Source organism: Acidovorax sp. DMC1 (genome assembly GCF_056314325.1).
Genome location: NZ_JBQUYO010000001.1, coordinates 614,858 through 639,910, shown reverse-complemented (window position 1 = coordinate 639,910; position 25,053 = coordinate 614,858). Strand labels below are relative to the sequence as shown.

The window sequence follows — 25,053 nt, the reverse complement described above, 5'->3', positions numbered from 1 at the left end:
GGGGTTCCAGCAGGGGCAAGGGGTGACTGGGGGCGGGCTCAGTCCTTGCGGACCTTGGCGGCGCGGCCTTCCAGGAAGTCGGCGAGGCGGGACTTGGCTTCGGGTGCGCTCTGGGCGATGGCCGCCATCATGGCTTCGGTGAAGAAGCCCTGGTCGGCAGGCTGCTCGGAAATGCGGGGCAGGGCGTGCATCAGCGCGTAGTTGGTCAGCGGGGCGTTCTGCGCCACGCGCACGGCCAGCTCGAAGGCCTTGGCAAAGGCCTGGCCTTCGGGTACGAGGTATTGCGCAAAGCCGACCTTCTCGCCGTCCTGTGCGTTGTAGACGCGGCCGGTGAGCATCATGTCCGTCATGCGCGCAGCGCCGATGAGCTTGGGGATGCGCACCGCGCCGCCGCCGCCCACGAAGATGCCGCGCGAGCCCTCGGGCAGCGCGTAGAAGGTGGATTCGTCAGCCACGCGGATGTGGCAGGCGCTGGCCAGCTCCAGCCCGCCGCCCACCACGGCGCCATGCAGCGCAGCGATGACCGGCACGGGGCCGTACTGCACGCGCTCCAGCGCGGCGTGCCACATGCGCGAGTGGTGCAGGCCCTGGCCGGCGTCACGCTCTTTCAGCTCCGACAGGTCCAGACCGGCGCAGAAATGGGGGCCGTCGCCATCAATGACAGCGGCGCGCACGGTGCTGGGCATTTTCTCGAACAGGTCGCGCAGCGCGAGGATCAGGCCGTCGTTCAGCGCGTTGCGCTTGGCCGCGCGGGTCAGGCGGATCACGGCCACTTCCTGGTGGTCGCCGCGCAGCTCGAAATGGATGTCTGGATGGGTCATAGAGGCTTTCGTGTTGGTTGAATTGTGGTTATAGTTCATAACCAATTCAAGCAAGCCAAGCCCGTTTTTTATTGGTGTTTACCCTTGATCTGCGTCACGCGCCGTGGCGCATGCTGGGGGTTTGACGCCGCACCGGCGGGCGCCAACCCAGGAGACACGCATGGACCACGCCAATCTGATCGCCATCGACATCCACACCCACGCCGAGGTGAGCTGCTGGAACCCGTTTGACAACTACGGCGAGGAATACGACCGCGCCGCCGACAAGTACTTCAAGAACGGCCGCCGCCCCACCATCGCCGAGACGGTGGCCTACTACCGCGAGCAGAAAATTGGCCTGGTGATGTTCACCGTGGACGCCGAGTCCAAGATGGGCCGCCGCCGCATCCCCAACGAAGAGATCGCCGAGGCCGCCAAGGCCAACAGCGACATGATGACGGCCTTCGCCAGCATCGACCCCCACAAGGGCAAGATGGGCGCGCGCGAAGCCCGCCGCCTAATCGAGGAGTTCGGCATCAAGGGCTTCAAGTTCCACCCCACGGTGCAGGCCTACCACCCCTACGACAAAATGGCCTGGCCCATCTACGAGGTGATCGCCGAGTACGGCATGCCCGCCATCTTCCACACCGGCCACAGCGGCATTGGCAGCGGCATGCGCTGCGGCGGCGGCCTGCGGCTGGAGTACAGCAACCCCATGCACCTGGACGATGTGGCCATCGACTTCCCCGACATGCAGATCGTGATGGCCCACCCCAGCTTTCCATGGCAGGACGAGGCACTGAGCGTGGCCACGCACAAGCCCAATGTCTGGATCGACCTGTCGGGCTGGAGCCCCAAGTATTTTCCGAAGCAGCTGGTGCAGTACGCCAACACGCTGCTGAAGGACCGCGTGCTGTTCGGCAGCGACTACCCGCTGATCACGCCCGAGCGCTGGATGAAGGACTTCCAGGAAGCGGGCTTCAAGCCCGAGGTGATGCCTGGCATTCTGAAGGGTAACGCGGTGCGCTTGCTGGGGCTGGACAAGGCCCAGGCAGCACCGGCACCGGCCGCCTGACGCACCGCCATGGGCGGTGGCTGCCCGCTCAGTCGTAGACTTTTTGCAGCAGCCGGATCAGCGTCTTGCGCTCGGCCGCCGTCAGGCGGTGGGTGGCGTCTTCTTCCAGTTGCGCGGCCGTCTGCTCGGCCTGCGCCGTCAGTTCCACCCCGGCGGGCGTCAGGTGCACGCCCATGGCGCGCCCATCGCTCGGGTGTGGGCGGCGTTCGATCAGGCCGCGCCGCTCCAGCGCCGCAATCAAGCCCACCATGTTGGGCGGCAGCACGCTGAGTGTGGCGCACAGCTGGCGCGAGGTGATGCCCGGGTTGTGCGCCACCAGCGACAGCACCGAGAAATCCACCACCTTCAGGTCGTACACGGCCATGCGTTCCATGAACACGGCAATGATGGACAGCGCCGCGCGCCGCGTGTTGTAGCCCACCAGCGTGCGCAAAAAGCCGGTGTCCACGGGCTCGCTGGCGGGCGCTGCGGTGTCGGCGGGGGCGGGAACCGAGGGGGACTTCTTGGAGGAACGGACGCTGGACATGGGGGGAGATTGTGCCGGGCGCCCGGGCCCCTGCTACCGGCGCGCAGCGCCCAGCAGGTGCTGTGGGCCCTCTTTTTGATCGAAATCAGCCACAGGCGCTAGTGAAACATGCGCCAGGTGCTATCAATTTGATATCTGCCCGCACCACCGCTCCGCTTGGGCGTGCCACGCCGCCAGCGCCACTCACGCCGGGCTGCGCAGCACGCGGCGGTATTGCACAGCCTCGGCTACATGGCTGACCTCGGTGGTCGGCGCGCTCGCCAGGTCGGCGATGGTGCGCGCCACCTTCAGCGCCCGGTGCGTGCTGCGGGCCGACCAGCCCAGGCGCGCGGCAGCGGTGTTGAGGAACTTGGCAGCCGCATCATCCAGGTGCAGGTGGGCGTCGATGGCCTGGCCCTGCAGCGCCTGGTTGGTGCAGCCCTGGCGCGCCAGGGCCAGGGCGCGGGCCTGCTCCACCCGGGCGCGGATGCTGGCAGTGGACTCGCCCGCAGCCGCCTGCACCAGCTGCTCGGCGGGCAGGGCGGGCACCTCGACATGCAGGTCGATGCGGTCCAGCAGCGGGCCGCTGAGCTTGGCCTGGTAGCGGTGCACCTGGTCGGGCGTGCAGCGGCAGGCGCGCTGCGTGGAGCCCAGAAAGCCGCAGGGGCACGGATTCATCGCCGCAATCATCTGGAACCGGGCCGGAAACTCCGCGCGTTGCGCCGCCCGGGCGATGGTGATGTGGCCGGTCTCCAGCGGCTCGCGCAGTGCCTCCAGCGCAGCGCGGGGGAATTCGGGCAGTTCATCGAGGAAGAGCACGCCCTGGTGGGCCAGCGAGATCTCGCCCGGCCGGGGGGGCGAGCCACCGCCCACCAGCGCCACCGCGCTGGCCGTGTGGTGGGGCTGGCCCGTGGGGCGCACGCCAAAGGTCTCGGGCCTGAAGCGGCCCGCCAGGCTGGCAATGGCGGCGCTCTCCAGCGCCTCGTCCACCGTCATCGCCGGCAGCAGCCCGGCAAAACGCTGCGCCAGCATCGACTTGCCCGAGCCCGGTGGCCCGGCCATCAGCACGCTGTGGCCCCCGGCCGCTGCAATCTCCAGCGCCCGCTTGGCACCGGCCTGGCCCTTTACATCGGCCATGTCGGGCCCGGTGGTGCTGGCGGCGAGCGCGGTGGCCTGCAGGCGCGTCCAGCCGTCGTTGGCCACGTCGGCATTGCCGCCGGCCGTGCTGCCGGGTGGCAGGAACGCGCGCACCACATCCAGCAGGTGGCGGGCACGCACCACGCGCGCGGCGGGTACCAGGGCGGCTTCTTCGGCGCTGCCGGGCGGCAGCACCAGCTGGGCATCGATCTGCTGCGTCTGCAGCGCCAGGCTGGTGGCCAGCGCGCCGCGCACGGGGCGCAGCTCGCCCGACAGCGACAGCTCGCCTGCAAACTCGTAGCCTGCCAGGCGGCTGGCGTCCACCTGACCGCTGGCGGCGAGGATGCCCAGGGCGATGGGCAGGTCAAAGCGGCCCGAGTCCTTGGGCAAATCCGCAGGCGCGAGGTTGACGGTAATGCGCTTGTTGGTCGGGAACTCCAGCCCTGCGTTCTGCAGCGCCGAGCGCACGCGTTCGCGGGCTTCTTTCACCTCCACCTCGGCCAGCCCGACCAGCGTGAAGCTGGGCAAACCGTTGGCCAGATGCACTTCGACGGTGACTGCAGGCGCCTGCAGCCCCAGAAGGGCGCGGCTTTGCACCAAAGCAAGACTCATGAAGCGATTTCTCCCCAGATGGGTGCGTTTTGTGGGTTTTTAGCGCGGCCTGCGGGGCGCCTGCACCAGTTGAGTGCGGCGCTCCGAGCGCGGTCACCGCCACTGTACTGGGGATTGTTGTAACGCAACGCAACCGTGCGGCACTCTCTGCACCTTGGCGTGGCACGGTCCGTGCTTAAAGCGCTTGTCCCTACTTTGTCCAACCGGAGGAAACATGACCCGCGCCATCATCAAGACCCTGGGCGTTGCCCTTGTTGCAACCCTTCCCATGCTGGCCAGCGCCCAGCTCACCGCCAACGTCAGCCTGACCACGAACTACAAGTTCCGCGGCCAGGACCAGGACACGTCCAAGGTCAAGACCGTCAAGCCTGCACTGCAAGGCGGCTTTGACTACACCTTCGGCGAAACCGGCTTCTACGTGGGCAACTGGAACTCCAGCGTCAACTGGCTGTCCGGCAACTCGCTCGAATCCGACCTGTACGGCGGCTACAAGTTCAAGGCCGGCGATGTGGACCTGGACGTGGGCCTGCTGACCTACATCTACCCCGGCAACAGCGCGGGCAACACCACCGAAGTCTATGGCGCTGCCACCTTCGGCCCGGTGACGGCCAAGTACTCGCACACCCTGTCCAAGGACTACTTTGCCTACGCCGGTCCTGGCATGAAGGGCCGCAACACTGGCTACCTGAACCTGGCGTTTGCCCAGGAAGTGGCCCCCAGCACCACGCTGAAGGCATCGGTCGGTTTCACCCGCTTTGGTGGTGACATCACCGCCCCCAACTTCATGGATTACAGCCTGGGCGGCTCGTACGACTTCGGCGGCGGCGTGTCCCTCGGCGCTGCCGTGGTCGGCGCCACCAAGAAGGCCTTCTACGGCCCGGTCAACAAGTCGCGCGTGATCGTCACGCTCACCAAAACCCTGTAAGTCTCAATGGGCGCCGGTGGCGCCCATTCCGGAGGATCTGAAAATGAAAATGGTGACAGCCATCATCAAGCCCTTCAAGCTCGACGAAGTGCGCGAAGCGCTCTCCGACATCGGCGTGCAAGGCATCACGGTGACCGAAGTCAAAGGCTTTGGCCGCCAAAAGGGCCACACCGAGCTGTACCGCGGTGCAGAGTACGTGGTGGACTTTCTCCCCAAGGTCAAGATCGAGGCCGCTGTGGCCGACGACCTGGTGGACCGCGTGATCGAGTCCATCGAGACCGCAGCGCGCACCGGCAAGATCGGTGACGGCAAGATTTTCGTGACCCACCTGGAGCAGGTGGTGCGCATCCGCACTGGCGAAACCGGCAAGGAAGCCCTGTAAGGGCGAGGCCGCATCCCATCCAAGAAGAGAAACGCCATGAAAAAACTGCTTGCTTCCTTCATTCTGGGGCTGAGTCTGCTATCCGGCGGATCGGCTGTCCTCGCCCAGGCGCCCGCCACGGCAGAGGCCTCGGCACCCGCTGCGGCGGCACCTGCGGCCGAAGCCGCTGCCCCTGCAGCAGCCGCTGCACCGGCTGCTGCTGCCGCCGCTGCGCCTGCAGCGCCGGCCGCCGAAGCGCCTGCCCCCGTCCCCAACAAGGGTGACACCGCGTGGATGATGACCTCCACCATCCTCGTGATCCTGATGGTCCTGCCCGGCCTGGCACTGTTCTACGGCGGCCTGGTGCGCAGCAAGAACATGCTGTCCGTGCTGATGCAGGTGATGGTCACGTTCTCGCTGATCGTGGTGCTGTGGTTCATCTACGGCTACAGCCTGGCCTTCACTGAAGGCGGTGCCTTCATCGGTGGTTTTGACCGGCTGTTCATGAAGGGCATCTGGGACAACGCGGCGGGCACGTTTGCCAACGCGGCCACGTTCAGCAAGGGCATCGTGATTCCGGAAGTGGTGTTTGCCGCCTTCCAGGCCACGTTCGCCGGCATCACCTGCGCCCTGATCGTCGGTGCGTTTGCGGAGCGCATCAAGTTCAGCGCCGTTATGCTGTTCATGGTTCTGTGGTTCACGTTCAGCTACCTGCCGATCGCCCACATGGTGTGGTTCTGGATGGGTCCTGATGCCTACGCCTCCAAGGAAGTGGCCGACGCCATGACCAGCAAGGCCGGCCAGATCTGGCAGTGGGGTGCTCTGGACTTCGCTGGCGGTACCGTGGTGCACATCAACGCCGCTGTGGCGGGCCTGGTGGGCGCGTTCATGGTGGGCAAGCGCATTGGTTACGGCAAGGAAGCCATGGCGCCTCACAGCCTGACACTGACCATGGTCGGTGCCTCGCTGCTGTGGGTGGGCTGGTTCGGCTTCAACGCCGGCTCTGCCCTGGAAGCCAACGGCTTCGCTGCCCTGGCCTTCATCAACACGCTGGTGGCCACTGCCGCTGCCGTGCTGGCATGGTGCATGGGTGAAGCGCTGATGCGCGGCAAGGCTTCGATGCTGGGCGCAGCGTCGGGTGCCGTGGCGGGCCTCGTGGCCATCACGCCTGCGGCCGGCAACGTCGGTATCGGCGGTGCGCTGGTCATCGGTCTGGTGGGTGGTTTTGCCTGCCTGTGGGGTGTCAACGGCCTCAAGAAGCTGCTGGGTGCAGACGACTCGCTCGACGTGTTCGGCGTGCACGGCATCGGCGGTATCGTGGGTGCACTGCTGACTGGCGTGTTCAACGCCCCTGGCCTGGGTGGCCCTGGCTACGTGGCCGACTGGGTGACCGCCACCATGGTGACCTCTGCCGACTACTCCATCGCTGCTCAGGTGTGGACACAGGCCAAGGCCGTGCTGCTGACCATCGTGTGGTCGGGCGTGGTGTCCTTCGTGGCCTACAAGGTGGTTGACCTGACGGTGGGCCTGCGTGTCTCGGAAGAAGACGAACGCGAAGGTCTGGACATCACCTCGCACGGCGAAACAGCGTACAACCGCTGATCACCCTGCGCCCCACGCGCTGCGGTGTCTGGTGGCACCGTGGCGTCGCAATAAGAACAAGCGAGTTACTCCTCTGGTTATTTCAGCCCGCCGACCACCGGCGGGCTTTTTTCGTACCGGTGGGTAGCGAGCGCGTGGGGGTGTGGGACTGGCGGGGACAAGCGCGCCTCGTGGCATCCGCCAGTCCTTTGCACACCCGCTGTTCAAAAAATTCACGCTCCTCCCCTGCCGTGTGGCCTACTGCTGCCGCTACGATGCATGGATGGACTTCTCCCTCGCCCCTATCACTGAGCGCGTGCGCGCTGCCGCCGCCGACCAGACCCCGTTGCGCATCCGTGGCGGGGGCACCAAGGACTTCCATGGCCTGGCGCTGCACGGCGAGGTGCTGGACACCCGGGTGCTGCGCGGCATCGTGAGCTATGAGCCCAGCGAACTGGTCGTCACCGTCCGCGCTGGCACCCCGCTGGCCGAGCTGGAGGCCGTGCTGGCCGAACAAGGCCAGTGCCTGCCCTTTGAACCCCCGCATTTCGCTAAGACCCCTGCAGACGCCGCCAGCGTGGGCGGCATGGTGGCGGCCGGCCTGTCGGGCCCGGCCCGCGCCAGTGTGGGCGCCGTACGCGACTACCTTCTGGGCGTGACGCTGCTCAACGGCAAGGCCGAGCTGCTGACCTTTGGCGGCCAGGTGATGAAGAACGTGGCGGGCTATGACGTTGCGCGCCTCATGGCCGGTGCCTGGGGCACGCTGGGCCTGCTGACGGAGGTGAGCCTCAAGGTGCTGCCCGTGGCGCTCGGCGAGGCCACGCTCCGGTTTGAGGGCATCAACCAGGCCGACGCCCTGCGCAAGCTGCACGCCTGGGGCGGCCAGCCGCTACCGCTCAACGCCAGCTGCTGGGTACAAGATGAGGGCGTAGGCACCCTGTATGTGCGCCTGCGCGGCGCCGTGGCGGCGGTGGAGGCCGCGTGCAAGACCATGGGCGGCACGCGCATGGACAACGCCACCGTGGCCGCCGATTGGACCGCATGCCGCGAGCAGACCCTGCCGTGGTTCACCGACCGGGCCACGCGCACCGACCACGCCCTGTGGCGCCTGTCCGTGCCCGCTACCGCGCCGGTGCTGGCCTTGCCCGGTGGTGCGCAGCCGCTGGTGGAATGGCACGGGGCGCTGCGCTGGGTGCAGGCCCCCGAGTCCGCAGGCGACGCGCTGCGCGAAGCCGCCCGTGCAGTGGGTGGGAGTGCTTCTGTTTTTATAGCTGCTGAGGCAAATAAAACCGGCGCTAGCGGCGCTTTTGACCTGCAATCCAAGGCGCTGGAGCAAATCCACTCCCGCCTCAAGCACAGCTTCGACCCCGCAGGCATTTTCAACCCCGGCCGCATGGCGCGGGCCTGGTAGGCAGGGCGACACAGCCATCCTTGCCATCCACGCTTCCTTGCCCATGCGACGCCTTTTTCACCTCACCGGACACCACCGCACGGTTGCGAGCAACCAAGTGCTGGGCCTGCTGCTGGCGTTTAACGCCGGGGCGGTGAACGCGGGCGGCTTTCTGGTCGTGCACCTCTACACCTCGCACATGACGGGTTTCCTGTCGTCGCTGGCCGACAACCTGGTGCTGGGGCAGATGAAGCTGGTGCTGGGCGCCGTGGGCGCGCTGTGGGCCTTCATGTCGGGGGCGGGCACCACGGCCATCATGGTCAACTGGGCGCGCCAGCGCAAGCTGCGTAGCACCTACGCGCTGCCGCTGCTGCTGGAGTCCGTGCTCATGCTGCTGTTTGGCCTGGTGGGCGCCATCACCCTCAGCTGGCCCACGCCGTTTGCGGTGCCGCTCACGGTGCTGCTGCTGTCCTTCATCATGGGGCTGCAGAACGCCACGGTGACCAAGATGTCCTCGTCCCAGATCCGCACCACCCACATGACCGGCGTGGTGACCGACCTGGGCATCGAGATGGGCAAGGCGCTCTACTGGAACCGCACCGGCACCGCGCCCGAGTCGCAGGTGCGCGCCAACCAGGCGCGGCTGCGGCTGTTTGCCGGGCTCGTGGGCATGTTCCTGGTGGGGGGCATTGCGGGTGCGGCGGGCTTCAAGCATGTGGGCTTTGTGTTCGTGGTGCCGCTGGCGCTGGTGCTGCTGGCCCTGTCGCTGCCCCCGCTGTGGGCCGACCGCGCCCGGCTGCGCCAGCCCTGGCGCAAGGTGCTGGCGCTGCAGACGCCGCACGATGTGCCGCAGGACCCGCCGACAGCGCGCTGAACCAGCCCCCTCTTTTTTGTTCCTTCGCCCAGGCATGCCCCATGCAAACCCAGCTCTCCCCTGAATACCGTGCCCGCGCCGATGGCCTGGAGGCCGAATCCATCCTGCGCAAATGTGTGCACTGCGGCTTTTGCACTGCCACCTGCCCCACCTACCAGCTGCTGGGCGACGAGCTGGACGGCCCGCGCGGCCGCATCTACCTCATCAAGCAAGTGCTTGAAGGCGCCGAGCCCACGCGCAAGACCCAGATGCACCTGGACCGGTGCCTCACCTGCCGCAACTGCGAAAGCACCTGCCCCAGCGGCGTGCAATACGGCCACCTGGTCGATATTGGCCGCAAGATCGTCGATGAAAAAGTGCCCCGCCCCGTGGGCGAAAAAGCCCTGCGCTGGGCGTTGAAGGAGGGCCTGCCCTCGCCCCTGTTCGCCCCCGCCATGAAGGCCGGGCAAATGGTGCGCGGCCTGCTGCCCGAGTCGCTCAAGGCCAAGGTGCCCGCACCGCAGGACGCTGGCGCCTGGCCCACGCGCGGACATGCGCGCAAGGTGCTCATGCTGGCGGGCTGCGTACAACCGGCCATGATGCCCAACATCAACACGGCCACCGCCCGCGTGCTCGACGCCGTGGGCATCCAGACCGTGATCGCGCCCAAGGCGGGCTGCTGCGGCGCCGTCAAGTTCCACCTCAACGACCAGGCCGGCGGCATGGCCGAGATGCGCGCCAACATCGACGCCTGGTGGCCCCTGGTCGAAGCGGGTGGGGTCGAGGCCATCGTCATGAACGCCTCGGGCTGCGGCGTCACCGTCAAGGAATACGGCCACATCCTGAAGGACGACCCACAGTACGCAGCCAAGGCCGAACGCATCAGCGCCCTCACTCGCGACCTGTCCGAGTTGCTGCCTGCCCTGCTGCCCGAGCTGGCCACCAAGCTGCAGGGCCGCGTGAACCAGCCGGACACCTTGTACGCCTACCACCCCCCTTGCACCCTTCAGCACGGGCAAAAACTGCGCGGCGGGGTCGAGGCACACCTGAACCAGCTGGGCTTCAAGCTGCGCACCGCGCGCAACGATGCCCACCTGTGCTGCGGCTCGGCCGGAACGTATTCGGTGCTCAACCCCGACCTGTCGTACCAGCTGCGCGACCGCAAGCTCGGCGTGCTCGGCGAAGCCTTCGGCAACCAGCCGCCCGACATGATCCTGTCTGCCAACATCGGCTGCATCACCCACCTGCAAAGTGGCACGGGAACGCCCGTGCGGCACTGGGTGGAGGTGCTGGACGAGGCGCTATTGGGGCCGTGACCTCGCAGCCTCGCGGTTGGCTGTGTGACCAGCCGCTACCATGGCGCCCCAAACAGCTTAGAAAGGGGAGGCCATGCGCTTCGAGGGGACGCTCACTCGGTGGAACGACGACCGGGGTTTTGGCTTCATCACGCCCATCCCGGCAGGCCAGGATGTGTTCGTGCACATCTCGGCATTTGCGCGCGACGGCCTGCGGCCGCAGCTGAATGAAACGCTGAGTTTTGAAATCTCCCTGAACCAAGACTGCAAGAAGCAGGCGGTTCGAGTGCGCCGAGACCGGCCCGCTGCCGCTTCGCCCACTGCGGCCCCGTCCCGGGCGCGCCGCGACATCGGCCGCGAACCCTCTGAGCCCCGGGGGCTGCCCATGCGCATCGTTGTCTTTGTGGTGGCCTGCGCGCTGTTGGCGGCGGCCTACTGGCATTTTGACCGGCGTACGCAGCGGGCTGCAGCGGTCCGTGCTGAAGCGGCGGCGCAGGCGCTGGAGACACCGCAGCAGCACGCCCCCGCTGCCCCGGCGCAACCGTTGGCCACCTCGTATCGCTGTGACGGTCGCCAACACTGCTCACAGATGACATCGTGCTCCGAAGCCAAGTTCTTCCTGCAGAACTGCCCTGGGACCAAGATGGACGGGAATGGCGACTGGGTTCCGTGCGAGCAGCAGTGGTGTACCCATCCACTGGCAAAGTAGCGCGTCCCCAGGGCTGTTTGGCGCCCGCAACGCCAACACTGGCATGATCGAGGGTTTTGCCGCCCTCCATTTGCCCCCGAACTGCATTGCCATGACCGACTCCGTGTCTACACAAGAACAACCCCACGCAGCCCCTGCCAGCGCCCCCGCCGCGCCTGTGGTGACCGAGGCTGCCGTGGCCGTGACAACCACCGAGTCCCCAGCAGCGCCTGCTGCCGAAGCCGGTGCGCCTCAGCCGCAGCGCAAGGGCGGGTCCCGCCGTGGTGGCCGCAACCGCCGCAAGCCCGAGGGGCGCCAGGCGCCTGAAGGAGCGGCCGAAGGCAGCCCCCAAGCCGCAGCACCCGGTGCCGCCCCGCGCGCACCCCAGCGCGTGCACCCTGCGCTGGAGCAGCTCGCAGCGCTGTACCCCCACCTGTTTGGCGCGGTGTTCCGCCCGCTCAAGCGCGGCATCTTCCAGGACATCCTGGCCGCCCACCCTGAGCTGTTCGAGCGCGAGGCGCTCAAGGTGGCGCTAGGCCTGCACACCCGCTCCACCCGCTATCTGCAAAGCGTGGCGGCGGGTGACAAGCGGCACGACCTGCAGGGGCACCCCGTGGAAGACATGGCCTCCGAGCATGTGCACCATGCGCTGCTGGAGGTGTACCGCCGCAAGAAGGCACGCGCCACCGAAGACCTGCTGCCCAAGCTGCGCAACCGCATGATGGCCGCGTTCGAGGCCTCGGGCCTCACGCGCGAGGCCTACACCAGGCTGGTGTTGAGCCGCGACGATGCCGCCAACGCCATCCTGGAAGAGACCTTTGCCGAATGGTCGGCCCGCAACGCCAAGGACGAAGCCCTGCTGCGTGCCTTTGAGGCCAGCGGCCAGACGCTGGAGGCCTTTGCCGACATGTACGGCATGGTGCCCCGCACCGTGGGGCAGCAGCTGGAGCGCGCCCGCCGGAGGGCGGCTGCTGCAGCCGCAGCGGCTTCGGCTGCGCCCGCTGTGCAGGCGGACAGCGCCTCTACCGCAGCCTGACCGGCTGTGCCCTGTGGGGGCTGCGCAATGCTCCCCAGGCCTTCTCTCGCCACCACCCCCTGGCGCTGCTTCCGTCACCTTGTCGTGAGTCCTGACATGGATCTGAAGCGCGCCCTTGTCTGCGCCAGCGTGTGTCACGTTCCGTGACAACGCTGCCGGCAGGCTACTGACACCATGTTGTCAGCAGTCGGGCTGCAACATGCCGGGCCCAACACAGAGAGAGAGGAGCTCGACCATGACAACCACCCCCACCCGCACTGCGGTGGCTGCGTTCCACGTTGTAGGACTGACGGTACGCACCTGCAACCGCGACGAGATGGACCCCGCCACCGCCCGCATCGGCGCCCTGTGGGACCGCTTTTTCAGCCAGAGCTGGGAGCGCACACTGCCCGGCCGTGGCGAGGAGGGCCGCATCTTCGGCGTCTACAGCGGCTACGAATCCGACGAACACGGCGCCTTTGACGTCACCGCCGGCGTGGCCGTGCCGCCACCCGTTGCCCCGGTGCCGGGGGCCGTGCAGATCGCGGTGCAGGCGGGCGACTATCTGGTGTTCCACGGCCACGGCACAATGCCGCAGATGGTGATCGATGCCTGGGGCGAGGTCTGGCGCTACTTTGCGGCCCATCCGCAGTTGCCCCGGCGATTCGGCACCGATTTCGAGCTGTATGAAGGCCCGGACCGCGTGGCCATCCATATCGGCATCGCCCCCGGTGCGCCTCGTGCGTGACCCCATCAAACCAGGAGCCTCACCCATGAACACATCTGCCGCCGCCCTGACGTTCTACACCCATCCCATGTCCCGAGGCCGCACCGCGCGCTGGATGCTGGAAGAGTGTGGTGTGCCCTACGACACCGTGCTGCTCGAATACGGTACCACCATGAAGGCCCCCGACTACCTGGCCATCAACCCCATGGGCAAGGTGCCTGCACTGCGGCACGGGCAGGCGGTGGTCACCGAGGTGGCGGCCATCTGCGCCTATCTGGCCGACCTGTTCCCCGACAAATCGCTGGCCCCGGCTGTGGGCACGCCTGCACGCGCTGCGTACTACCGCTGGTTGTTCTTTTGCGCCGGCCCTCTGGAAAGCGCCGCCACTGCCAAGGCGCTGAACCTGCTGGCACCCGCCGAACGCGCGGCCATGGTGGGCTACGGCAGTTACGCCGATGTGATGAATACCCTGGAGCAGGCCGTGAGCCAGGGGCCGTACCTCTGCGGCGACCATTTCACCGCAGTGGACCTGTATGTGGGCGCGCACCTGATCTGGGGCATGCAGTTCGGCACCATCGAACGCCGCCCGGCGTTCGAGCGGTATGCGCAGCCGTTCATGCAGCGCCCCGCATTCGTGCGCGCATCCCAGATCGACGACGCACTGGTGCAGCAGAGCAAAGGCCATGGCTGAGTTTTGCGACCTGATACGGCCCAAGCGGTCGGCGGCAGTTCGCCCCCGGGGCTACGTTCATGCGCCGCGCTGACCGCCTGTTCCAGATCGTCCAGCTCATCCGGGGGCGGCGCTTGTCCACTGCCGCCTTCCTGGCCGAGCGGCTCGAAGTCTCGGCCCGCACCATCTACCGCGACGTGGCGGACCTCCAGCACCAGGGCGTGCCCATTGAGGGCGAAGCCGGTGTCGGCTACCGCCTGGGCGCGGGCTTTGACCTGCCGCCGCTGATGTTCAGCCAGGGCGAAGCCAATGCCCTGGTGGCGGCGGCACGCCTGGCCCAGGCCTGGCTGGACGCCGGGCTGGCCCGCGAGGTGGAGATGGCGCTGGGCAAGATCCTGTCCGTGCTGCCCCCGGCGGCACGGGTCGCGGCCGAGGCGCAGGCGCTGTACGCGCCCTCGGTGGGGCTCGACCCCCGCGTGCAGTCCCACCTGCAGGCACTGCGCGAGGCGGTGCACAGCCGCCACATGGTGCAGATCGACTACGCCGACGTGCACGGCCGCCCCAGCCTGCGCCGCCTGCGGCCGCTGGGCTGCTTTTACTGGGGCAAGGTCTGGACGCTGTCGGCCTGGTGCGAGCTGCGCAATGACTTCCGTGGCTTTCGCATCGACCGCATCGTGGACCTGGTGGTGCTCGAAGAGCAGTTCCGTCAGGAGCCTGGGAAGACCCTGGCCGACCTGCTGCGCAAGGTCGAGGCCGAGATGGCCGAGGGCCCACCCGAATGGGGGGGCGCGAAAACACCGGGGCTCAATGCCTGAGCAGTGCGCGCTCAACCCATGCGGGAGGGCGCCAGCCCGTCGCGGTACCGGCGGCTGCACGGCACGCTGCTCCCATCCTTCATCACCAAACGCGCGTCGCCGCTGTCCAGCGGTTCGATGACGGCAATGACATCCAGGTTGACGGCGTAGCTGCGGTGCACGCGCACAAAACGCGCAGGGTCCAACTGCGTGAGGAAGTCGGTGAGCGTGGAGCGCAGCAGGTAGTCGTGCCCGTTCACATGCAGTCCCACATAGTTGGCTTGGGCCTGCAGCCAGGCGATATCGCCCGCAGCGATCAGGAACTCGCGGCGCAGCTTGCGCACTAGGAAGCGCTCGGGGCGCTGCGCGGGCGGTGATGGGGGGGCGAGCGGATCGTCCGGCGCGGTGGCATCCGGGGCCGGGGCGTGCTCCTGGAGTGCAGGCGGGGAGGGGGGCTCGGGCGCATCCAGCACGCGGGCCTCGCCCTGCAGGCGCAGCAGCAAAAAGCGGTAACTCACCAGCGCACACACCGTGAGTGTGTAACTGCGCACATCCTTCAGGTATTCGTACCCCCACTGCGCCCACCAGCCGGGCGGCTGGTAGTGCTCGCCCAGCGCTGCATAGCCCGCGTAGCGCAGCGCCCACATGCCTGCCAGGTGCATGGTGCAATACACCGCGCTGGCCAGCACATGCCAAGGCAGGTGCCGCCGCAGCGTGCCCCAGCGCAGCACAAAGCGCTGCTCGAAAGCCACCACGGCCGGGATCAGCGCCGCCACCACCAGCGCGCTCGTCAGCTCCCACAGCAGGGGCTCCCACGCGGCCACGGCCTGCCCAGCGCTGCGCAGTTCGATCCGGGTCACCACGGTGTTGAAGGCCGCCTGCACCAGCAGCACCACGGCCCAAAAACAGACCTCAGCACGGCGCCGCAGGGCGCGGTCGTGGGGGTAGCGGTCGATCCAGGCGGGCGCGGCGGGGGCGGTCATGGGGGCAAGTGTAGGCAGGGCTGGGCTGCTGTGGCTCCGGGACGGCTGCGATTCGTCCCGGCCGCCCACCGCTGGTCCCAAAGGCCCCCCAACTCGTCCCCTGTTCGTGTGGCGCGCAGGGGCAGGGCCGCAGCATCAGCCCCTGTGTTCCTTTTGCATTTGTGATGCCATGCCTTTGTCCTCCTGTGCCTCCACCCCCGTCCGCCGCCATGACATCGACGCGCTGCGGGCGCTGGCCTTTGCCCTGGTTATCCTGTACCACGTGGCCATGTACTACGTGGCCGAATGGCACTGGCACCTCAAAAGCCCGTACGCTGCGGAATGGCTGCAGGCGCCCATGCGGGCACTCAATCTCTGGCGCATGGACTTGGTATTCCTGATCTCTGGCCTCGCCTTCGGGTTCGTGCGGCGGGGGCAGCCGGTGGCGGGGCTGGTGCGGCTGCGCAGCCTGCGCCTGCTGGTGCCGCTGGCCTTCGGCATGGCGGTCATCGTGCCCTACCAGCCGTACGCGCAGGGCGTGGCCAACGGGCTCATCGCACCGGGCTTCGGTGCGTTTCTGCTGCGCTACTACAGCGGCAGCACCTGGCCGCCGGGCGCGTTCGATGGCTGGCATGCGGGCGTCACCTGGAACCACCTGTGGTACCTGGCCTACCTGTGGGTCTACACCGTGGTGCTGGCCGTGCTGCTGCCTCTGGCCGAATCTACGGCCGGGCAGCGTGTGCGCCGGGCGTTCACCGGTCTGCGGGGCGCGGCGCTGGTCGGGGTGCCCGTGCTGCCGCTGGCGCTGTACTCGGTGCTCTTGTGGCCGCATTTCCCCCCCACGCACGATTTGATCCACGACGCCTGGCTGCACGCGGTGTACTTCACGGTGTTCGTCTACGGCTACTGGATCGGGCTGGATACCGGTCTATGGGCGGAATTCGTGCGCCTGCGCTGGCGTGCCTTCGTTTTGGCGGTGGTGCTGCTGGTTTGTTACCTGGGGCTGCTGGGAGCGGCACAGCAACACGGTTTGCGCGCTGCTCGCCTGCCCCTGCGCGTGCTGGCCGACGGGTACCTGTGGACGGTGCTGCTGGCCATCCTGGGCTGGGCGCACCACTGCCTCAACCGGCCCTGGCCCTGGCTGCGCTGGGCCAACGAGTCGGTCTACCCCTGGTACCTGCTGCACCAGACGGCCATCGTCGTGCTGGCAGTCTGGCTGGCGCCCGCGCAACTGGGGCCCGTGCGGGAGCCGCTGGCTCTGGTCGTTGGGACGGTGGTGCTGTGCTGGGCGCTGACGGCGGTGGTGCGGCGCGTGTGGTGGTTGCGGCCGCTGTTCGGTTTGCCGGGTGTGCGAGGGCAGACTGTGCCCCGTGCGGGAGTCGCCCTGCGGGCACGGGCCCAGCCCCCGATGGGCTGACACAATCCTGGCATGACCGTTCGTGCTCCGGTATCCCTGTTGCCGCTTCTGCGGCCCGCCACCGACGCGGACTGCACGCCCCTGGCCCGCGTCTGGCGCCGGGCCTGGTGCTCCGCCAATCCTGCCGTGGCGTCGGTAGCCCCGCCCGACCATTGGGAGGCGCGGGTCCGCGCGGAGTTCGGCCCGCCGTGTGTAACGCTGGTGCGTGCCGAAGGCCCCGAGGTCACGGCGTTCCTGGTGCTGGACCCGGCCCAGGCCCATGTGCACCAACTGTTTGTGGACCCCGACTGGCAGGGCCAGGGCGTGGGGGCCGAACTGGTGCAACAGGTGCATCGCCTGTGCCCCGTTGGCTGGACCTTGCATGTGGCGACCGCCAACAGCGGTGCGAGGCGCTTTTATGCCCGCCACGGCTTGGTGGAAGGGCTGGTGGACACCCATCCGGTGACGGGCCGGGAGCGGGTGTCATGCCGGTGGCTGCCTACCCTGGCGGTTGCCGCAGACTGAACAGGTCAGTGATTCAGGCGGCCAGCGCCGCCTCAATATCCCCCGCCAGCTTCTTCGGTGCATCCTGCGGCGCATAGCGACGGATCACCTGGCCGTCCTTGCCGACGAGGAACTTGGTGAAGTTCCACTTGATGGCCTTGCTGCCCAGCAGGCCCGGGGCTTCGGCGGTAAGCCACTGGTACAGGGGCGAGGCGTTGGTGCCGTTCACGTCGATCTTGGCCATCATCGGAAAGCTCACGCCATAGTTGAGCTGGCAGAAGCTGGCGATCTCGTCGTTGCTGCCGGGGTCCTGGGCGCCAAACTGGTTGCAGGGGAAGCCCAGCACGACGAGGCCTTGGTCCGCGTATTCTTTGTGCAGTTCTTCCAGTCCGCCGAACTGGGGCGTGAAGCCGCAGGCGCTGGCGGTGTTCACGATGAGCAGTACCTTGCCCCGGTATTGGGACAGGGGCACGGACTGGCCGTTCATCTGAAGGGCTTCAAAGTCGTAGATGCTGGTGGGCATGCGGGTTCTCCGGGTGGGGATGACGGGCCATCGTAGCCCCAGCTGCAGAGGCCTGTGTGCCTGCGGGTCAATCCATCAATGAGGGCCCGCAGCGCCCGGTCGGCGGAACTGCAGCGCGGCCAGCAGCGATGCCAGCAGGATCAGCGCCCCGCCCAGCACGGTGCGCGTGTTCAGCGTGGCCGCGCCCAGCAGAGCCGATGACACGCTGGCGAACATCACCTCCGAGAGCATCACCAGCGCCGTGGTGCCTGCCGCGAGCCGCGCAGCGCCAAACTGCAACGCCCAGTTGCCCAGCATGAGCACGCCCGCCAGCAGCAGGCCGGTAACGATCCAGGTGGCGTTGGCGGCTGGGAAGGGCTCCACCACGCCCACTTGCAGGCCAATGCAGGCCACGGCCAGCGCCATGAGCATGCAGCCGCCAAACATCGCAAACATGCGCGCGGGCCCCGGCACGGTGTGCAGGCGGCGCAGTGTGACGTTGGTGAGTGCAAACATGAACCCGCCCAGCAGCGCCAGAGCGTCGGCCAGCGACAGGTTTTGCAGCAGGCGCGATGCAGGCGCGCCCTCGGGCAGCAGCACCAGCACCACACCCGTGAAGGCCAGCGCCAGGCGCAGCAGTGCCGCAGGGGTAGGGCGCTCGCCCAGGATGCGCCAGGCCAGCAGCACGGCCCAGGCGGGCATCAGATAGAACAGCAGGATCACGCGCACAACATCGCCAATGGTCACGGCCCAGTTGAAGGCCACGTTGTTCAGCCCCGAGGCCAGCGCCAGCAGCCACAGCTGCGGATGCGCTCGCACCTGCTGCAGGATGCCGGGGCGCCACGCCAGCAGGGCCAGCAGCACCACCGCATACATGCAGGCCGTGGCCCACAAGGGGTGCAGCCCCGCCTGGTGCATGTGCTGGAACGGCCACCACGCCAGGCCCCAGACAAAGGCGTTGAACAGAAGGGCGGCGAAAGGGAGTGGAGAGTGCATTGAAGGCAAAAAAGGCGGTAGCGCTAGTGGAATATGCGCTGATAGCTATAAATTATGTAGCAAATGGTTCCATGCTGCACAGCCGTTAACACTGGCACGCTTCAAGGCCCGTGCAGTCGTGGAGCTGGCTTTGCCAGGCCACTGGGTGCGTCCCCTTCCCGCGCAGCGAGAGAGGGGGAAGACGCGCAGCGGCTCAGGGGGAGCCTTCCATAGCTCCAGACCACCGGGTGCGTCCCCCTCGGGGGAAGCGGCGAAGCCGCACAGGGGGCTTCGCAATCAGGAGTCAATGGTGCGTATCGTGCCGCGCGATGTCCAGCAGGTGGTTCACTTCGTCGCGGTGGTTCACGCAGTTGCGCTGGTGCCAGCGGCGGATGACCCACATGATGCCCGCCACCACGAGCCCGAAGGTGGTGATGGCGCCAAACACCGACAGGCCTAGCTTGAGCGACAGGCTGTAGAACGCCCCCAGTCCCAGGATGCACGCCTGCTCGTTGAAGTTCTGCACGGCAATCGACCGGCCCGCACCCATCAGGTTGTGGCCCCGGTGCTGCAGCAGTGCGTTCATGGGCACCACCAGGTAGCCACCCAGGCCACCCAGCACGATGAGGAAGGGGATGGCCAGCCAGATGTTGCTGATGAACACCATCAGGATCAGCAGCAGCCCCATCGCAATGCCCAGCGGGATCACGCGGGTGGCCATGTCCAGGCGCATGCGCATCGAGGCCACCACGGCACCCACGGCGGTGCCGATGGCCACCACACCCGTGAGGGCCGAGGCCTGCGTGGTGTTGTAGCCCAGGGCCACGGCGGCCCAGGCCAGCACGATGAACTTGAGGTTGCCACCGGCGCCCCAGAACAGGGTGGTGGTGGCCAGCGAGATCTGGCCCAGCTTGTCGCGCCACAGGCGGCTGTTGCAGGCCCAGAAGTCGGGCAGCAGGTTGAGGGTGTTGGCCAGCACGCTGCGCGAGGGGTCGGCGCGCAGGGGGCGCATCTCGACGCCCGTGTGCGGGATGCGGGTGTTGAACCACGCGGCCAGGGCATACACGGCGATCAGCGCGGCAATGGCGGCCTCGGCGGGCGTGTCCACGCCGGTGTCGATCAGCGGAAAGTCAAAGCCCAGCAGCAGGCCCGACAACTGCTGCCCCACCAGCTGGCCGCCAAACAGCACACCCAGGATGATCGATGCAATCGTCAGGCCCTCGATCCAGCCGTTGGCCTTCACGAGTTGCGACGCGGGCAGCAGCTCGGTCAGGATGCCGTACTTGGCGGGCGAGTAGGCCGCAGCCCCCAGGCCGACGACGGCATAGGCGATCAGCGGGTGGGAGCCGAATAGCATCATCAGGCAGCCCGCCACCTTGATGGCGTTGCTGACGAACATGACCTTGCCCTTGGGCAGCGCATCGGCAAAGGCGCCGACGAAGGGTGCCAGCACCACATAGAACAATGCGAACATGGGCACCAGGGCCGCGCGCTGCCACTCGGGGGCGCCTCCGGTGCGCAAGAGTTCCACAGCGGCTACGAAGAGTGCGTTGTCGGCCAGCGAGCTGAAAAACTGCGCCGACATGATGGTGTAAAAACCGCGCTTCATCGAATGGCTGGTGAGAGCATCAGTTGGGCTGATGCCCTGGTAAATGTGAGGAATCGTAGCGAGGGACAGGCGGTTATATCACGCGGATAAACGGCCACAGTGCCAGAATCCGGCGCTGGTCCCCCGGTAAATCCCTCGCTTCATCAGGTCTGTCCCATGCCCCGTCCCATTGCTGCCACCATCCACACCACCGCCCTGCACCACAACCTGGAGCGCGTGCGCCGGTCGGTGCCCGACGCCAAGGTCTGGGCGGTGGTCAAGGCCAATGCCTACGGCCATGGCATCGAGCGGGTGTACGAAGGCCTGCGCGGCGCCGACGGCTTTGCGCTGCTGGACCTGGCCGAGGCCGAGCGCGTGCGCCACCTGGGTTGGCGCGGGCCCATCCTGCTGCTCGAAGGCGTGTTCGAGCCGCGCGACCTGGAGCTGTGCTCGCGCCTGGGCCTGTGGCACGCGGTGCACTGCGACGAGCAGATCGACATGCTGGCCGCCCACAAGACGCAGGTGCCGCACCGGGTGTTCCTCAAGATGAACTCGGGCATGAACCGCCTGGGCTTCACGCCCGAGCGCTACCGCGCCGCGTGGGCCCGGCTCAATGCGCTGCCGCAGGTGGAAGAGATTTCGTTCATGACCCACTTCAGCGACGCCGACGGCCCGCGTGGCATTGCGCACCAGATGGCGGCCTTCAACGCCGCCGCGCAGGACTTGCCCGGCGAGCGCAGCCTGAGCAACAGCGCGGCCACACTGCGCCACGCGCAGGATGCGGGCGTGCGTGCCGACTGGGTGCGTGCTGGCATCGTGGTGTACGGCAGCGCCCCCGACTTCCCCGAGCACAACGCTGACCACTGGGGGTTGCAACCCACCATGACGCTGTCCACCCGCCTCATCGCCACGCAGCAGCTGCAGGCGGGCGACACCGTGGGCTATGGCTCGCGCTTCACGGCCGACGGCCCGCTCACCATCGGCATCGCCGCCTGTGGCTACGCGGACGGCTACCCGCGCCACTGCGACACCGGCACGCCGGTGCTGGTGAACGGCGTGCGCACGCGCCTGGTGGGTCGGGTGAGCATGGACATGGTGACTGTGGACCTCACGCCCTTGCAGCAAGCGGGCGTGGAAGCAGGCTTTGGCAGCGAGGTCACGCTGTGGGGCCGCGCCAGCAATGGCGTGGTGTTGTCCATCGACGAAGTGGCGCAGGCGGCTGGCACCGTGGGCTATGAGCTGATGTGCGCCCTGGCGCAGCGCGTTCCGGTGGCGGTGGACGGCGGGGCCTGAAGCCCCCTCATTGGCGTGCGGCAGGGCGCGGTTCGCGCACAAGTTCACGCCGCAGGGCCCGCCGGTGTGGGGCGCGGCCTGAAACTGGTGTGAAATGGCGCCGTCTGTTTGCCACCGCGCCAGCGCGCTCCTTCCATGGCCACACCCCGCAGCAACCCCTCAGCTTCCAAGAAGAAAAGCAGCTCCACCTGGCGCTCAGTGCGCATGCCGCACCACGGCGCGGTGGCGCGCACCCTGCAGCAGCGCTACAGCCTGCGCTGGCATGGGCTGCTGATCGGCAGCTTCACGCTGCTGCTGATGTGGGCCACCTCGCACCTGCAGATGGTGCTGGGCGTGGATTCGCTGGCGCTGCGGTACTTGATCACGCTGTCGGTGGGCTACGTCGGCTATCTGCTGGTGCTGCGCGCGTGGGCGGCGCGACTGGTGCAGCGGGACGGGCCGTCGGGCGACGGCAGCAGTGTGGAATTGCCCGACATCTCCTGGCCCAGCGGCAATGGTCCCTCCGGGGGCGGCCAGGTGCCCCTGCCGCGCACCGGTGGGGGCGACTATGGCGGTGGTGGCGCATCGGGGGACTTTGGCGGCGGGTGGACACAAGGCCTGTCCAGCGGGGGCTCCAGCAGCGACTCCAGTGTGCTGGGCGACATTGCCGGGGGCGCGGCCGATGCGCTAGGCAGCGCCGATGAGGGCGCCGTGGTGGTCGTGCCCGTTGTGGCCATCTTTCTCATTGGCGCGGCGCTGATCCTGGGCGCGGGCTCGCTCGCCATGCTGTTCTTTGGCTGGGACGTGCTGCTCACGGTGGCGGTGGAGATCGCCTTTTCGGTGGCCACGGCCCGCGCCGCCGTGGGGGTGGAGCGCGAGGGCTGGCTCAGCGCCGCTGTGCGCCTGACCTGGAAGCCCCTGCTGGGCGCCCTGGTCTGCGCCGTGCTGCTGGGCGCCACCATCGACCACTTCCTGCCCCATGTGCATTCGCTGCCCGAGGCGTTGCGCGTGATCCAGGGGCGGTGACTTGCTCTCTATTTGATAGCTGTTAGGACATATTGCACTAGCGCTTGGGGCAAAAATCCCTTCAAAAAGCGTCGGAAGCGTCTCCGAGAGGGCCCTACCGAGAGGACCGGCCCTTGCCGTGGCCGCAGTCCTCGCCAGTCTCCAGGGGTGGCAGCGCATCCAGGTTGGTCCGCACCCGTGCCAGCAAGGCGAGCAACTGCGCCTGGGTGTAGTCGTCGCAGCCCGCCAGCACCTGGGCCGACAGGGTTTGCCGCGCGGCCTGCAGCGCCTGGTACAGCGCCTGGCCCTCGGCGCTCAGCGTGAGGCACAGGCTGCGCCGGTCTTCGGCGTGGGGTTGGCGCTCCAGCCAGCCCTTGTCCTGCAGCAGGCCCAACATGCGCGCCACCTGGGCCTTGTCGGCGCCGCTGTGGCGTACCAGTTCTTTCTGTGTGGCGCCGGGGTGGCGGCCAATGAAGTTCAGCGCGCGCACCTCGTTGAAGGTCAGGTCCGGGTGCACGGAGGTCATCGCGCGAACCATGCGCGCCCGGTAGGCGTGCATCAGGTCGTGCAGGGCTTCAAACACATCGGGGCGGGCGCGTGGGGGCATGGCGTGGCTATCGGTTGACAAAGTCAACTGAATGGCGGATGATTTGGTTGATTAAATCAACATTTTACGCCATGAACGCTTCCTTGCCCTTGGCCGCCACGGCCCCCTCCCTCGCTATCGAGCGCATTCGCCATCCCCTGCAGGGCCGCCATCTCCAGGTGGTGCGCCGCACCCAGGTCAGCCCCGGCTTTGTGCGGCTGACCCTGGCCGGCCCCGAGCTGGCAGGGTTTGTGAGCGCCGGGTTTGACGACCACCTCAAGCTCATCCTTCCCTCGCCCGGTCAAGACCGCCCCACCTTGCCCACGCTGCAGGACGGCCGCCCCGTGTTCGACGGCCCCCGCCCCGTGCTGCGCGACTACACCCCCGCGCGTTTTGACGCCGCTGCGGGCGAGCTGGATATCGAGGTCGCCCTGCACGACGCCGGCCCCGCCACCGACTGGGCCGCCAGCGCCACCGTCGGCCAATGGGTGGGCATTGCCGGGCCGCGCGGCAGCATGGTGGTGCCCACCGGGTTTGACTGGCACTGGCTGCTGGGCGACGAAACCGCGCTGCCCGCCATCGCCCGCCGCCTGGCCGAGCTGCCCGCCAGCGCGGTGGCCACCGTGCGCATCCAGCTGAGCAACTCGGCCGACCAGCGGGTGTTGACCAGCGCGGCGCAGGTGGATCTGCAGTGGGTGAGCGCGCTGCCTGCCGCTGTGGAGGCGTTGGCGCTCCCCACCGGCGCGGGCTTTGTCTGGGCTGCGGGCGAACACAGTGACATGGCCGCCGTGCGCCGCGCCGTGCTGGCCAAGCCGGGCGTGGACCCGAAACGCATGCGCATCTCCGCCTACTGGAAGCGCGGGGCGGCGGACCACCACGAGGACCTGGCGAATGCTGCGTAGTCGGCGCTTGCTACGCCACTCTCGACTTTCCTCTCAGCGCAGCAGCGTCAGCGCCGCCGCCTTCTGCACTGCTTGCGTCATGTGCTGCAGCGCCTGCACGTTCAGGCGCCAGCACTGCCAGTACAGCGGCACATCCACCGGCTTGTTCGCAATCAGCTCCACCAGTGCGCCGGTCTTCAGGTCGTCCTCCACCAGCGGGTCGGGCGTCATGCCCCAGCCCAGGCTGGCGCGGGTGGCTTTGACGAAGGCGTGGGCCTCGGGCAGCCAGTGCACGGGTGGTGCGAGCTTGCGGCGCGTGATGCGGCCCACAAAACGTGCCTGCAGCGCATCCTTGCGGTTGAACACCAGCATGGGCGCCTGCGCCAGCGTGGTGGCGTTCACCCCCTGCGCAAAGTGGCGCTGCATGAAGGCCGGGCTGGCCAGCGCACGGTAGCGTAGCGTGCCCAGCGGCAGCACCTGGCAGCCCTGCACGGGCTGGGGGTCGGCCGTCACGGCGGCCATCACGCGGCCTTCGCGCAGCAGGTTGGCCGAATGGTCCTGGTCCTCCACATGGATGTCGAAGGTGATGGCCTGCCCCTCGGCCGCCTGCGCCATGGCGTGGGGGAACCAGGTGGCCAGCGAGTCGGCATTCACGCCAATCGCCAGCCGCGTGGTGCTGTGCTGTCCGCCGCCAATGGTGGCCAGCGCGTCGGCCTCGCTCAGCGCCACCTCGCGCGCATGGCGGTACAGGGCCTGCCCGGCCTCTGTGGGCGTGCAGGGCGTGGCGCGGCGCACCAGCACCTGGCCCACGCGCTCTTCCAGCAGCTTGATGCGCTGCGACACCGCCGAGCGCGTGACATGCAGCACGACCGCCGCTCGCTCGAAGCTGCCCTCGTCGATCACCGTGGCAAAGGCATTGAGCTGGGCGGAGTCGAGTTGCATGGATGGTTAGCG

General features: G+C 67.9%; 26 protein-coding genes. 17 read left to right on the top strand and 9 right to left on the bottom strand.

Going from position 1 to position 25,053, the window contains the following annotated elements:
- Window positions 1-38 precede the first annotated feature (38 nt).
- A complete protein-coding gene (locus ACT531_RS03010) occupies window positions 39-821 on the bottom strand; it encodes a crotonase/enoyl-CoA hydratase family protein (protein ID WP_060984553.1) in 783 nt (260 codons plus the stop codon).
- Window positions 822-981: 160 nt separating this feature from the next.
- Here ACT531_RS03010 and ACT531_RS03005 point away from each other — a divergent pair, with 160 nt between their 5' ends.
- The gene (locus ACT531_RS03005) at window positions 982-1,875 is read left to right on the top strand and encodes an amidohydrolase family protein (RefSeq protein WP_476016417.1); all 894 of its coding nucleotides are present in this window, start codon (window positions 982-984) and stop codon (window positions 1,873-1,875) included.
- Window positions 1,876-1,903: 28 nt separating this feature from the next.
- On the opposite strand, the gene ACT531_RS03000 is transcribed toward ACT531_RS03005, so the two are convergent.
- Both ACT531_RS03000 and ACT531_RS02995 read right to left on the bottom strand, forming a co-directional pair.
- Window positions 1,904-2,401, bottom strand: coding sequence for a MarR family winged helix-turn-helix transcriptional regulator (locus ACT531_RS03000; protein ID WP_110960490.1), 498 nt, complete (start codon window positions 2,399-2,401; stop codon window positions 1,904-1,906).
- Window positions 2,402-2,584: 183 nt separating this feature from the next.
- Window positions 2,585-4,129 (bottom strand): YifB family Mg chelatase-like AAA ATPase, encoded by a 1,545-nt coding sequence (locus ACT531_RS02995; RefSeq protein ID WP_476016416.1) that lies wholly within the window; start codon window positions 4,127-4,129, stop codon window positions 2,585-2,587.
- A gap of 214 nt (window positions 4,130-4,343) precedes the next feature.
- Between ACT531_RS02995 and ACT531_RS02990 the strand changes: the two genes are divergently transcribed.
- From ACT531_RS02990 to ACT531_RS02940, 11 genes are all read left to right on the top strand, one after another.
- The gene (locus ACT531_RS02990) at window positions 4,344-5,054 is read left to right on the top strand and encodes a TorF family putative porin (protein ID WP_476016415.1); all 711 of its coding nucleotides are present in this window, start codon (window positions 4,344-4,346) and stop codon (window positions 5,052-5,054) included.
- A gap of 43 nt (window positions 5,055-5,097) precedes the next feature.
- Window positions 5,098-5,436 (top strand): P-II family nitrogen regulator, encoded by a 339-nt coding sequence (gene glnK, locus ACT531_RS02985; protein WP_015012094.1) that lies wholly within the window; start codon window positions 5,098-5,100, stop codon window positions 5,434-5,436.
- A gap of 36 nt (window positions 5,437-5,472) precedes the next feature.
- On the top strand, window positions 5,473-7,017 hold the full coding sequence (gene amt / locus ACT531_RS02980; RefSeq protein ID WP_209816562.1) for an ammonium transporter: 1,545 nt from the start codon (window positions 5,473-5,475) through the stop codon (window positions 7,015-7,017).
- A 262-nt stretch (window positions 7,018-7,279) separates the two neighbouring features.
- Window positions 7,280-8,407: a glycolate oxidase subunit GlcE gene (gene glcE / locus ACT531_RS02975; protein ID WP_476016414.1), complete on the top strand. Its 1,128-nt coding sequence runs from the start codon at window positions 7,280-7,282 to the stop codon at window positions 8,405-8,407.
- 43 nt (window positions 8,408-8,450) lie between these two features.
- A complete protein-coding gene (locus tag ACT531_RS02970; protein WP_476016413.1) occupies window positions 8,451-9,260 on the top strand; it encodes a YoaK family protein in 810 nt (269 codons plus the stop codon).
- A 41-nt stretch (window positions 9,261-9,301) separates the two neighbouring features.
- Window positions 9,302-10,555 carry a glycolate oxidase subunit GlcF gene (gene glcF / locus ACT531_RS02965; protein ID WP_476016412.1) on the top strand — a complete coding sequence of 418 codons (1,254 nt, stop codon included), beginning with the start codon at window positions 9,302-9,304 and terminating at the stop codon, window positions 10,553-10,555.
- Window positions 10,556-10,628: 73 nt separating this feature from the next.
- On the top strand, window positions 10,629-11,243 hold the full coding sequence (locus ACT531_RS02960) for a cold shock domain-containing protein (RefSeq protein ID WP_476016411.1): 615 nt from the start codon (window positions 10,629-10,631) through the stop codon (window positions 11,241-11,243).
- Between the two features lie 91 nt (window positions 11,244-11,334).
- Window positions 11,335-12,258: a ProQ/FINO family protein gene (locus ACT531_RS02955; RefSeq protein WP_476016410.1), complete on the top strand. Its 924-nt coding sequence runs from the start codon at window positions 11,335-11,337 to the stop codon at window positions 12,256-12,258.
- 235 nt (window positions 12,259-12,493) lie between these two features.
- Window positions 12,494-12,985 (top strand): GyrI-like domain-containing protein, encoded by a 492-nt coding sequence (locus ACT531_RS02950; RefSeq protein WP_309827429.1) that lies wholly within the window; start codon window positions 12,494-12,496, stop codon window positions 12,983-12,985.
- Between the two features lie 25 nt (window positions 12,986-13,010).
- Window positions 13,011-13,655, top strand: a complete 645-nt coding sequence (locus ACT531_RS02945) for a glutathione S-transferase family protein (RefSeq protein WP_060987030.1) — start codon at window positions 13,011-13,013, stop codon at window positions 13,653-13,655.
- 59 nt (window positions 13,656-13,714) lie between these two features.
- Window positions 13,715-14,449, top strand: a complete 735-nt coding sequence (locus ACT531_RS02940; protein WP_309827427.1) for a helix-turn-helix transcriptional regulator — start codon at window positions 13,715-13,717, stop codon at window positions 14,447-14,449.
- 11 nt (window positions 14,450-14,460) lie between these two features.
- Here the strand turns inward: ACT531_RS02940 and ACT531_RS02935 are convergent, their stop codons facing one another.
- Complete coding sequence (locus ACT531_RS02935) at window positions 14,461-15,411, bottom strand: LytTR family DNA-binding domain-containing protein (protein WP_476016409.1); 951 nt, start codon at window positions 15,409-15,411, stop codon at window positions 14,461-14,463.
- A gap of 169 nt (window positions 15,412-15,580) precedes the next feature.
- Here ACT531_RS02935 and ACT531_RS02930 point away from each other — a divergent pair, with 169 nt between their 5' ends.
- Window positions 15,581-16,807 carry an acyltransferase family protein gene (locus ACT531_RS02930; RefSeq protein WP_476016408.1) on the top strand — a complete coding sequence of 409 codons (1,227 nt, stop codon included), beginning with the start codon at window positions 15,581-15,583 and terminating at the stop codon, window positions 16,805-16,807.
- Between the two features lie 12 nt (window positions 16,808-16,819).
- Window positions 16,820-17,311 (top strand): GNAT family N-acetyltransferase, encoded by a 492-nt coding sequence (locus ACT531_RS02925; RefSeq protein WP_476016407.1) that lies wholly within the window; start codon window positions 16,820-16,822, stop codon window positions 17,309-17,311.
- Window positions 17,312-17,324: 13 nt separating this feature from the next.
- On the opposite strand, the gene ACT531_RS02920 is transcribed toward ACT531_RS02925, so the two are convergent.
- The 3 genes from ACT531_RS02920 to lplT all read right to left on the bottom strand — a co-directional run bounded on the left by ACT531_RS02920 (window position 17,325) and on the right by lplT (window position 20,376).
- Complete coding sequence (locus tag ACT531_RS02920; protein ID WP_476016406.1) at window positions 17,325-17,813, bottom strand: glutathione peroxidase; 489 nt, start codon at window positions 17,811-17,813, stop codon at window positions 17,325-17,327.
- 75 nt (window positions 17,814-17,888) lie between these two features.
- Window positions 17,889-18,788, bottom strand: a complete 900-nt coding sequence (locus ACT531_RS02915; protein ID WP_060985776.1) for a DMT family transporter — start codon at window positions 18,786-18,788, stop codon at window positions 17,889-17,891.
- Window positions 18,789-19,071: 283 nt separating this feature from the next.
- Window positions 19,072-20,376: a lysophospholipid transporter LplT gene (gene lplT, locus ACT531_RS02910; protein ID WP_060985777.1), complete on the bottom strand. Its 1,305-nt coding sequence runs from the start codon at window positions 20,374-20,376 to the stop codon at window positions 19,072-19,074.
- Between the two features lie 156 nt (window positions 20,377-20,532).
- Here lplT and alr point away from each other — a divergent pair, with 156 nt between their 5' ends.
- Window positions 20,533-21,648 (top strand): alanine racemase, encoded by a 1,116-nt coding sequence (gene alr / locus ACT531_RS02905; RefSeq protein ID WP_476016405.1) that lies wholly within the window; start codon window positions 20,533-20,535, stop codon window positions 21,646-21,648.
- 135 nt (window positions 21,649-21,783) lie between these two features.
- Complete coding sequence (locus tag ACT531_RS02900; protein WP_476016404.1) at window positions 21,784-22,653, top strand: hypothetical protein; 870 nt, start codon at window positions 21,784-21,786, stop codon at window positions 22,651-22,653.
- A gap of 94 nt (window positions 22,654-22,747) precedes the next feature.
- Here the strand turns inward: ACT531_RS02900 and ACT531_RS02895 are convergent, their stop codons facing one another.
- Window positions 22,748-23,239: a MarR family winged helix-turn-helix transcriptional regulator gene (locus ACT531_RS02895; RefSeq protein ID WP_476016403.1), complete on the bottom strand. Its 492-nt coding sequence runs from the start codon at window positions 23,237-23,239 to the stop codon at window positions 22,748-22,750.
- A 71-nt stretch (window positions 23,240-23,310) separates the two neighbouring features.
- On the opposite strand from ACT531_RS02895, the gene ACT531_RS02890 reads away from it, so the two are divergent.
- Complete coding sequence (locus ACT531_RS02890) at window positions 23,311-24,120, top strand: siderophore-interacting protein (RefSeq protein WP_476016402.1); 810 nt, start codon at window positions 23,311-23,313, stop codon at window positions 24,118-24,120.
- Window positions 24,121-24,153: 33 nt separating this feature from the next.
- Here ACT531_RS02890 and ACT531_RS02885 read toward each other — a convergent pair whose 3' ends face one another.
- Window positions 24,154-25,041: a LysR family transcriptional regulator ArgP gene (locus ACT531_RS02885; protein WP_476016401.1), complete on the bottom strand. Its 888-nt coding sequence runs from the start codon at window positions 25,039-25,041 to the stop codon at window positions 24,154-24,156.
- Window positions 25,042-25,053: the final 12 nt, after the last annotated feature.

Excerpts from the sequence above, each read along its gene's own strand:
- ACT531_RS03010 (WP_060984553.1), bottom strand. The coding sequence starts at position 821 with ATGACCCATCCAGACATCCATTTCGAGCTGCGCGGCGACCACCAGGAA.
- ACT531_RS03005 (WP_476016417.1), top strand. The coding sequence starts at position 982 with ATGGACCACGCCAATCTGATCGCCATCGACATCCACACCCACGCCGAG.
- ACT531_RS03000 (WP_110960490.1), bottom strand. The coding sequence starts at position 2,401 with ATGTCCAGCGTCCGTTCCTCCAAGAAGTCCCCCTCGGTTCCCGCCCCC.
- ACT531_RS02995 (WP_476016416.1), bottom strand. The coding sequence starts at position 4,129 with ATGAGTCTTGCTTTGGTGCAAAGCCGCGCCCTTCTGGGGCTGCAGGCG.
- ACT531_RS02990 (WP_476016415.1), top strand. The coding sequence starts at position 4,344 with ATGACCCGCGCCATCATCAAGACCCTGGGCGTTGCCCTTGTTGCAACC.
- glnK (WP_015012094.1), top strand. The coding sequence starts at position 5,098 with ATGAAAATGGTGACAGCCATCATCAAGCCCTTCAAGCTCGACGAAGTG.
- amt (WP_209816562.1), top strand. The coding sequence starts at position 5,473 with ATGAAAAAACTGCTTGCTTCCTTCATTCTGGGGCTGAGTCTGCTATCC.
- glcE (WP_476016414.1), top strand. The coding sequence starts at position 7,280 with ATGGACTTCTCCCTCGCCCCTATCACTGAGCGCGTGCGCGCTGCCGCC.
- ACT531_RS02970 (WP_476016413.1), top strand. The coding sequence starts at position 8,451 with ATGCGACGCCTTTTTCACCTCACCGGACACCACCGCACGGTTGCGAGC.
- glcF (WP_476016412.1), top strand. The coding sequence starts at position 9,302 with ATGCAAACCCAGCTCTCCCCTGAATACCGTGCCCGCGCCGATGGCCTG.
- ACT531_RS02960 (WP_476016411.1), top strand. The coding sequence starts at position 10,629 with ATGCGCTTCGAGGGGACGCTCACTCGGTGGAACGACGACCGGGGTTTT.
- ACT531_RS02955 (WP_476016410.1), top strand. The coding sequence starts at position 11,335 with ATGACCGACTCCGTGTCTACACAAGAACAACCCCACGCAGCCCCTGCC.
- ACT531_RS02950 (WP_309827429.1), top strand. The coding sequence starts at position 12,494 with ATGACAACCACCCCCACCCGCACTGCGGTGGCTGCGTTCCACGTTGTA.
- ACT531_RS02945 (WP_060987030.1), top strand. The coding sequence starts at position 13,011 with ATGAACACATCTGCCGCCGCCCTGACGTTCTACACCCATCCCATGTCC.
- ACT531_RS02940 (WP_309827427.1), top strand. The coding sequence starts at position 13,715 with ATGCGCCGCGCTGACCGCCTGTTCCAGATCGTCCAGCTCATCCGGGGG.
- ACT531_RS02935 (WP_476016409.1), bottom strand. The coding sequence starts at position 15,411 with ATGACCGCCCCCGCCGCGCCCGCCTGGATCGACCGCTACCCCCACGAC.
- ACT531_RS02930 (WP_476016408.1), top strand. The coding sequence starts at position 15,581 with ATGCCTTTGTCCTCCTGTGCCTCCACCCCCGTCCGCCGCCATGACATC.
- ACT531_RS02925 (WP_476016407.1), top strand. The coding sequence starts at position 16,820 with ATGACCGTTCGTGCTCCGGTATCCCTGTTGCCGCTTCTGCGGCCCGCC.
- ACT531_RS02920 (WP_476016406.1), bottom strand. The coding sequence starts at position 17,813 with ATGCCCACCAGCATCTACGACTTTGAAGCCCTTCAGATGAACGGCCAG.
- ACT531_RS02915 (WP_060985776.1), bottom strand. The coding sequence starts at position 18,788 with ATGCACTCTCCACTCCCTTTCGCCGCCCTTCTGTTCAACGCCTTTGTC.
- lplT (WP_060985777.1), bottom strand. The coding sequence starts at position 20,376 with ATGAAGCGCGGTTTTTACACCATCATGTCGGCGCAGTTTTTCAGCTCG.
- alr (WP_476016405.1), top strand. The coding sequence starts at position 20,533 with ATGCCCCGTCCCATTGCTGCCACCATCCACACCACCGCCCTGCACCAC.
- ACT531_RS02900 (WP_476016404.1), top strand. The coding sequence starts at position 21,784 with ATGGCCACACCCCGCAGCAACCCCTCAGCTTCCAAGAAGAAAAGCAGC.
- ACT531_RS02895 (WP_476016403.1), bottom strand. The coding sequence starts at position 23,239 with ATGCCCCCACGCGCCCGCCCCGATGTGTTTGAAGCCCTGCACGACCTG.
- ACT531_RS02890 (WP_476016402.1), top strand. The coding sequence starts at position 23,311 with ATGAACGCTTCCTTGCCCTTGGCCGCCACGGCCCCCTCCCTCGCTATC.
- ACT531_RS02885 (WP_476016401.1), bottom strand. The coding sequence starts at position 25,041 with ATGCAACTCGACTCCGCCCAGCTCAATGCCTTTGCCACGGTGATCGAC.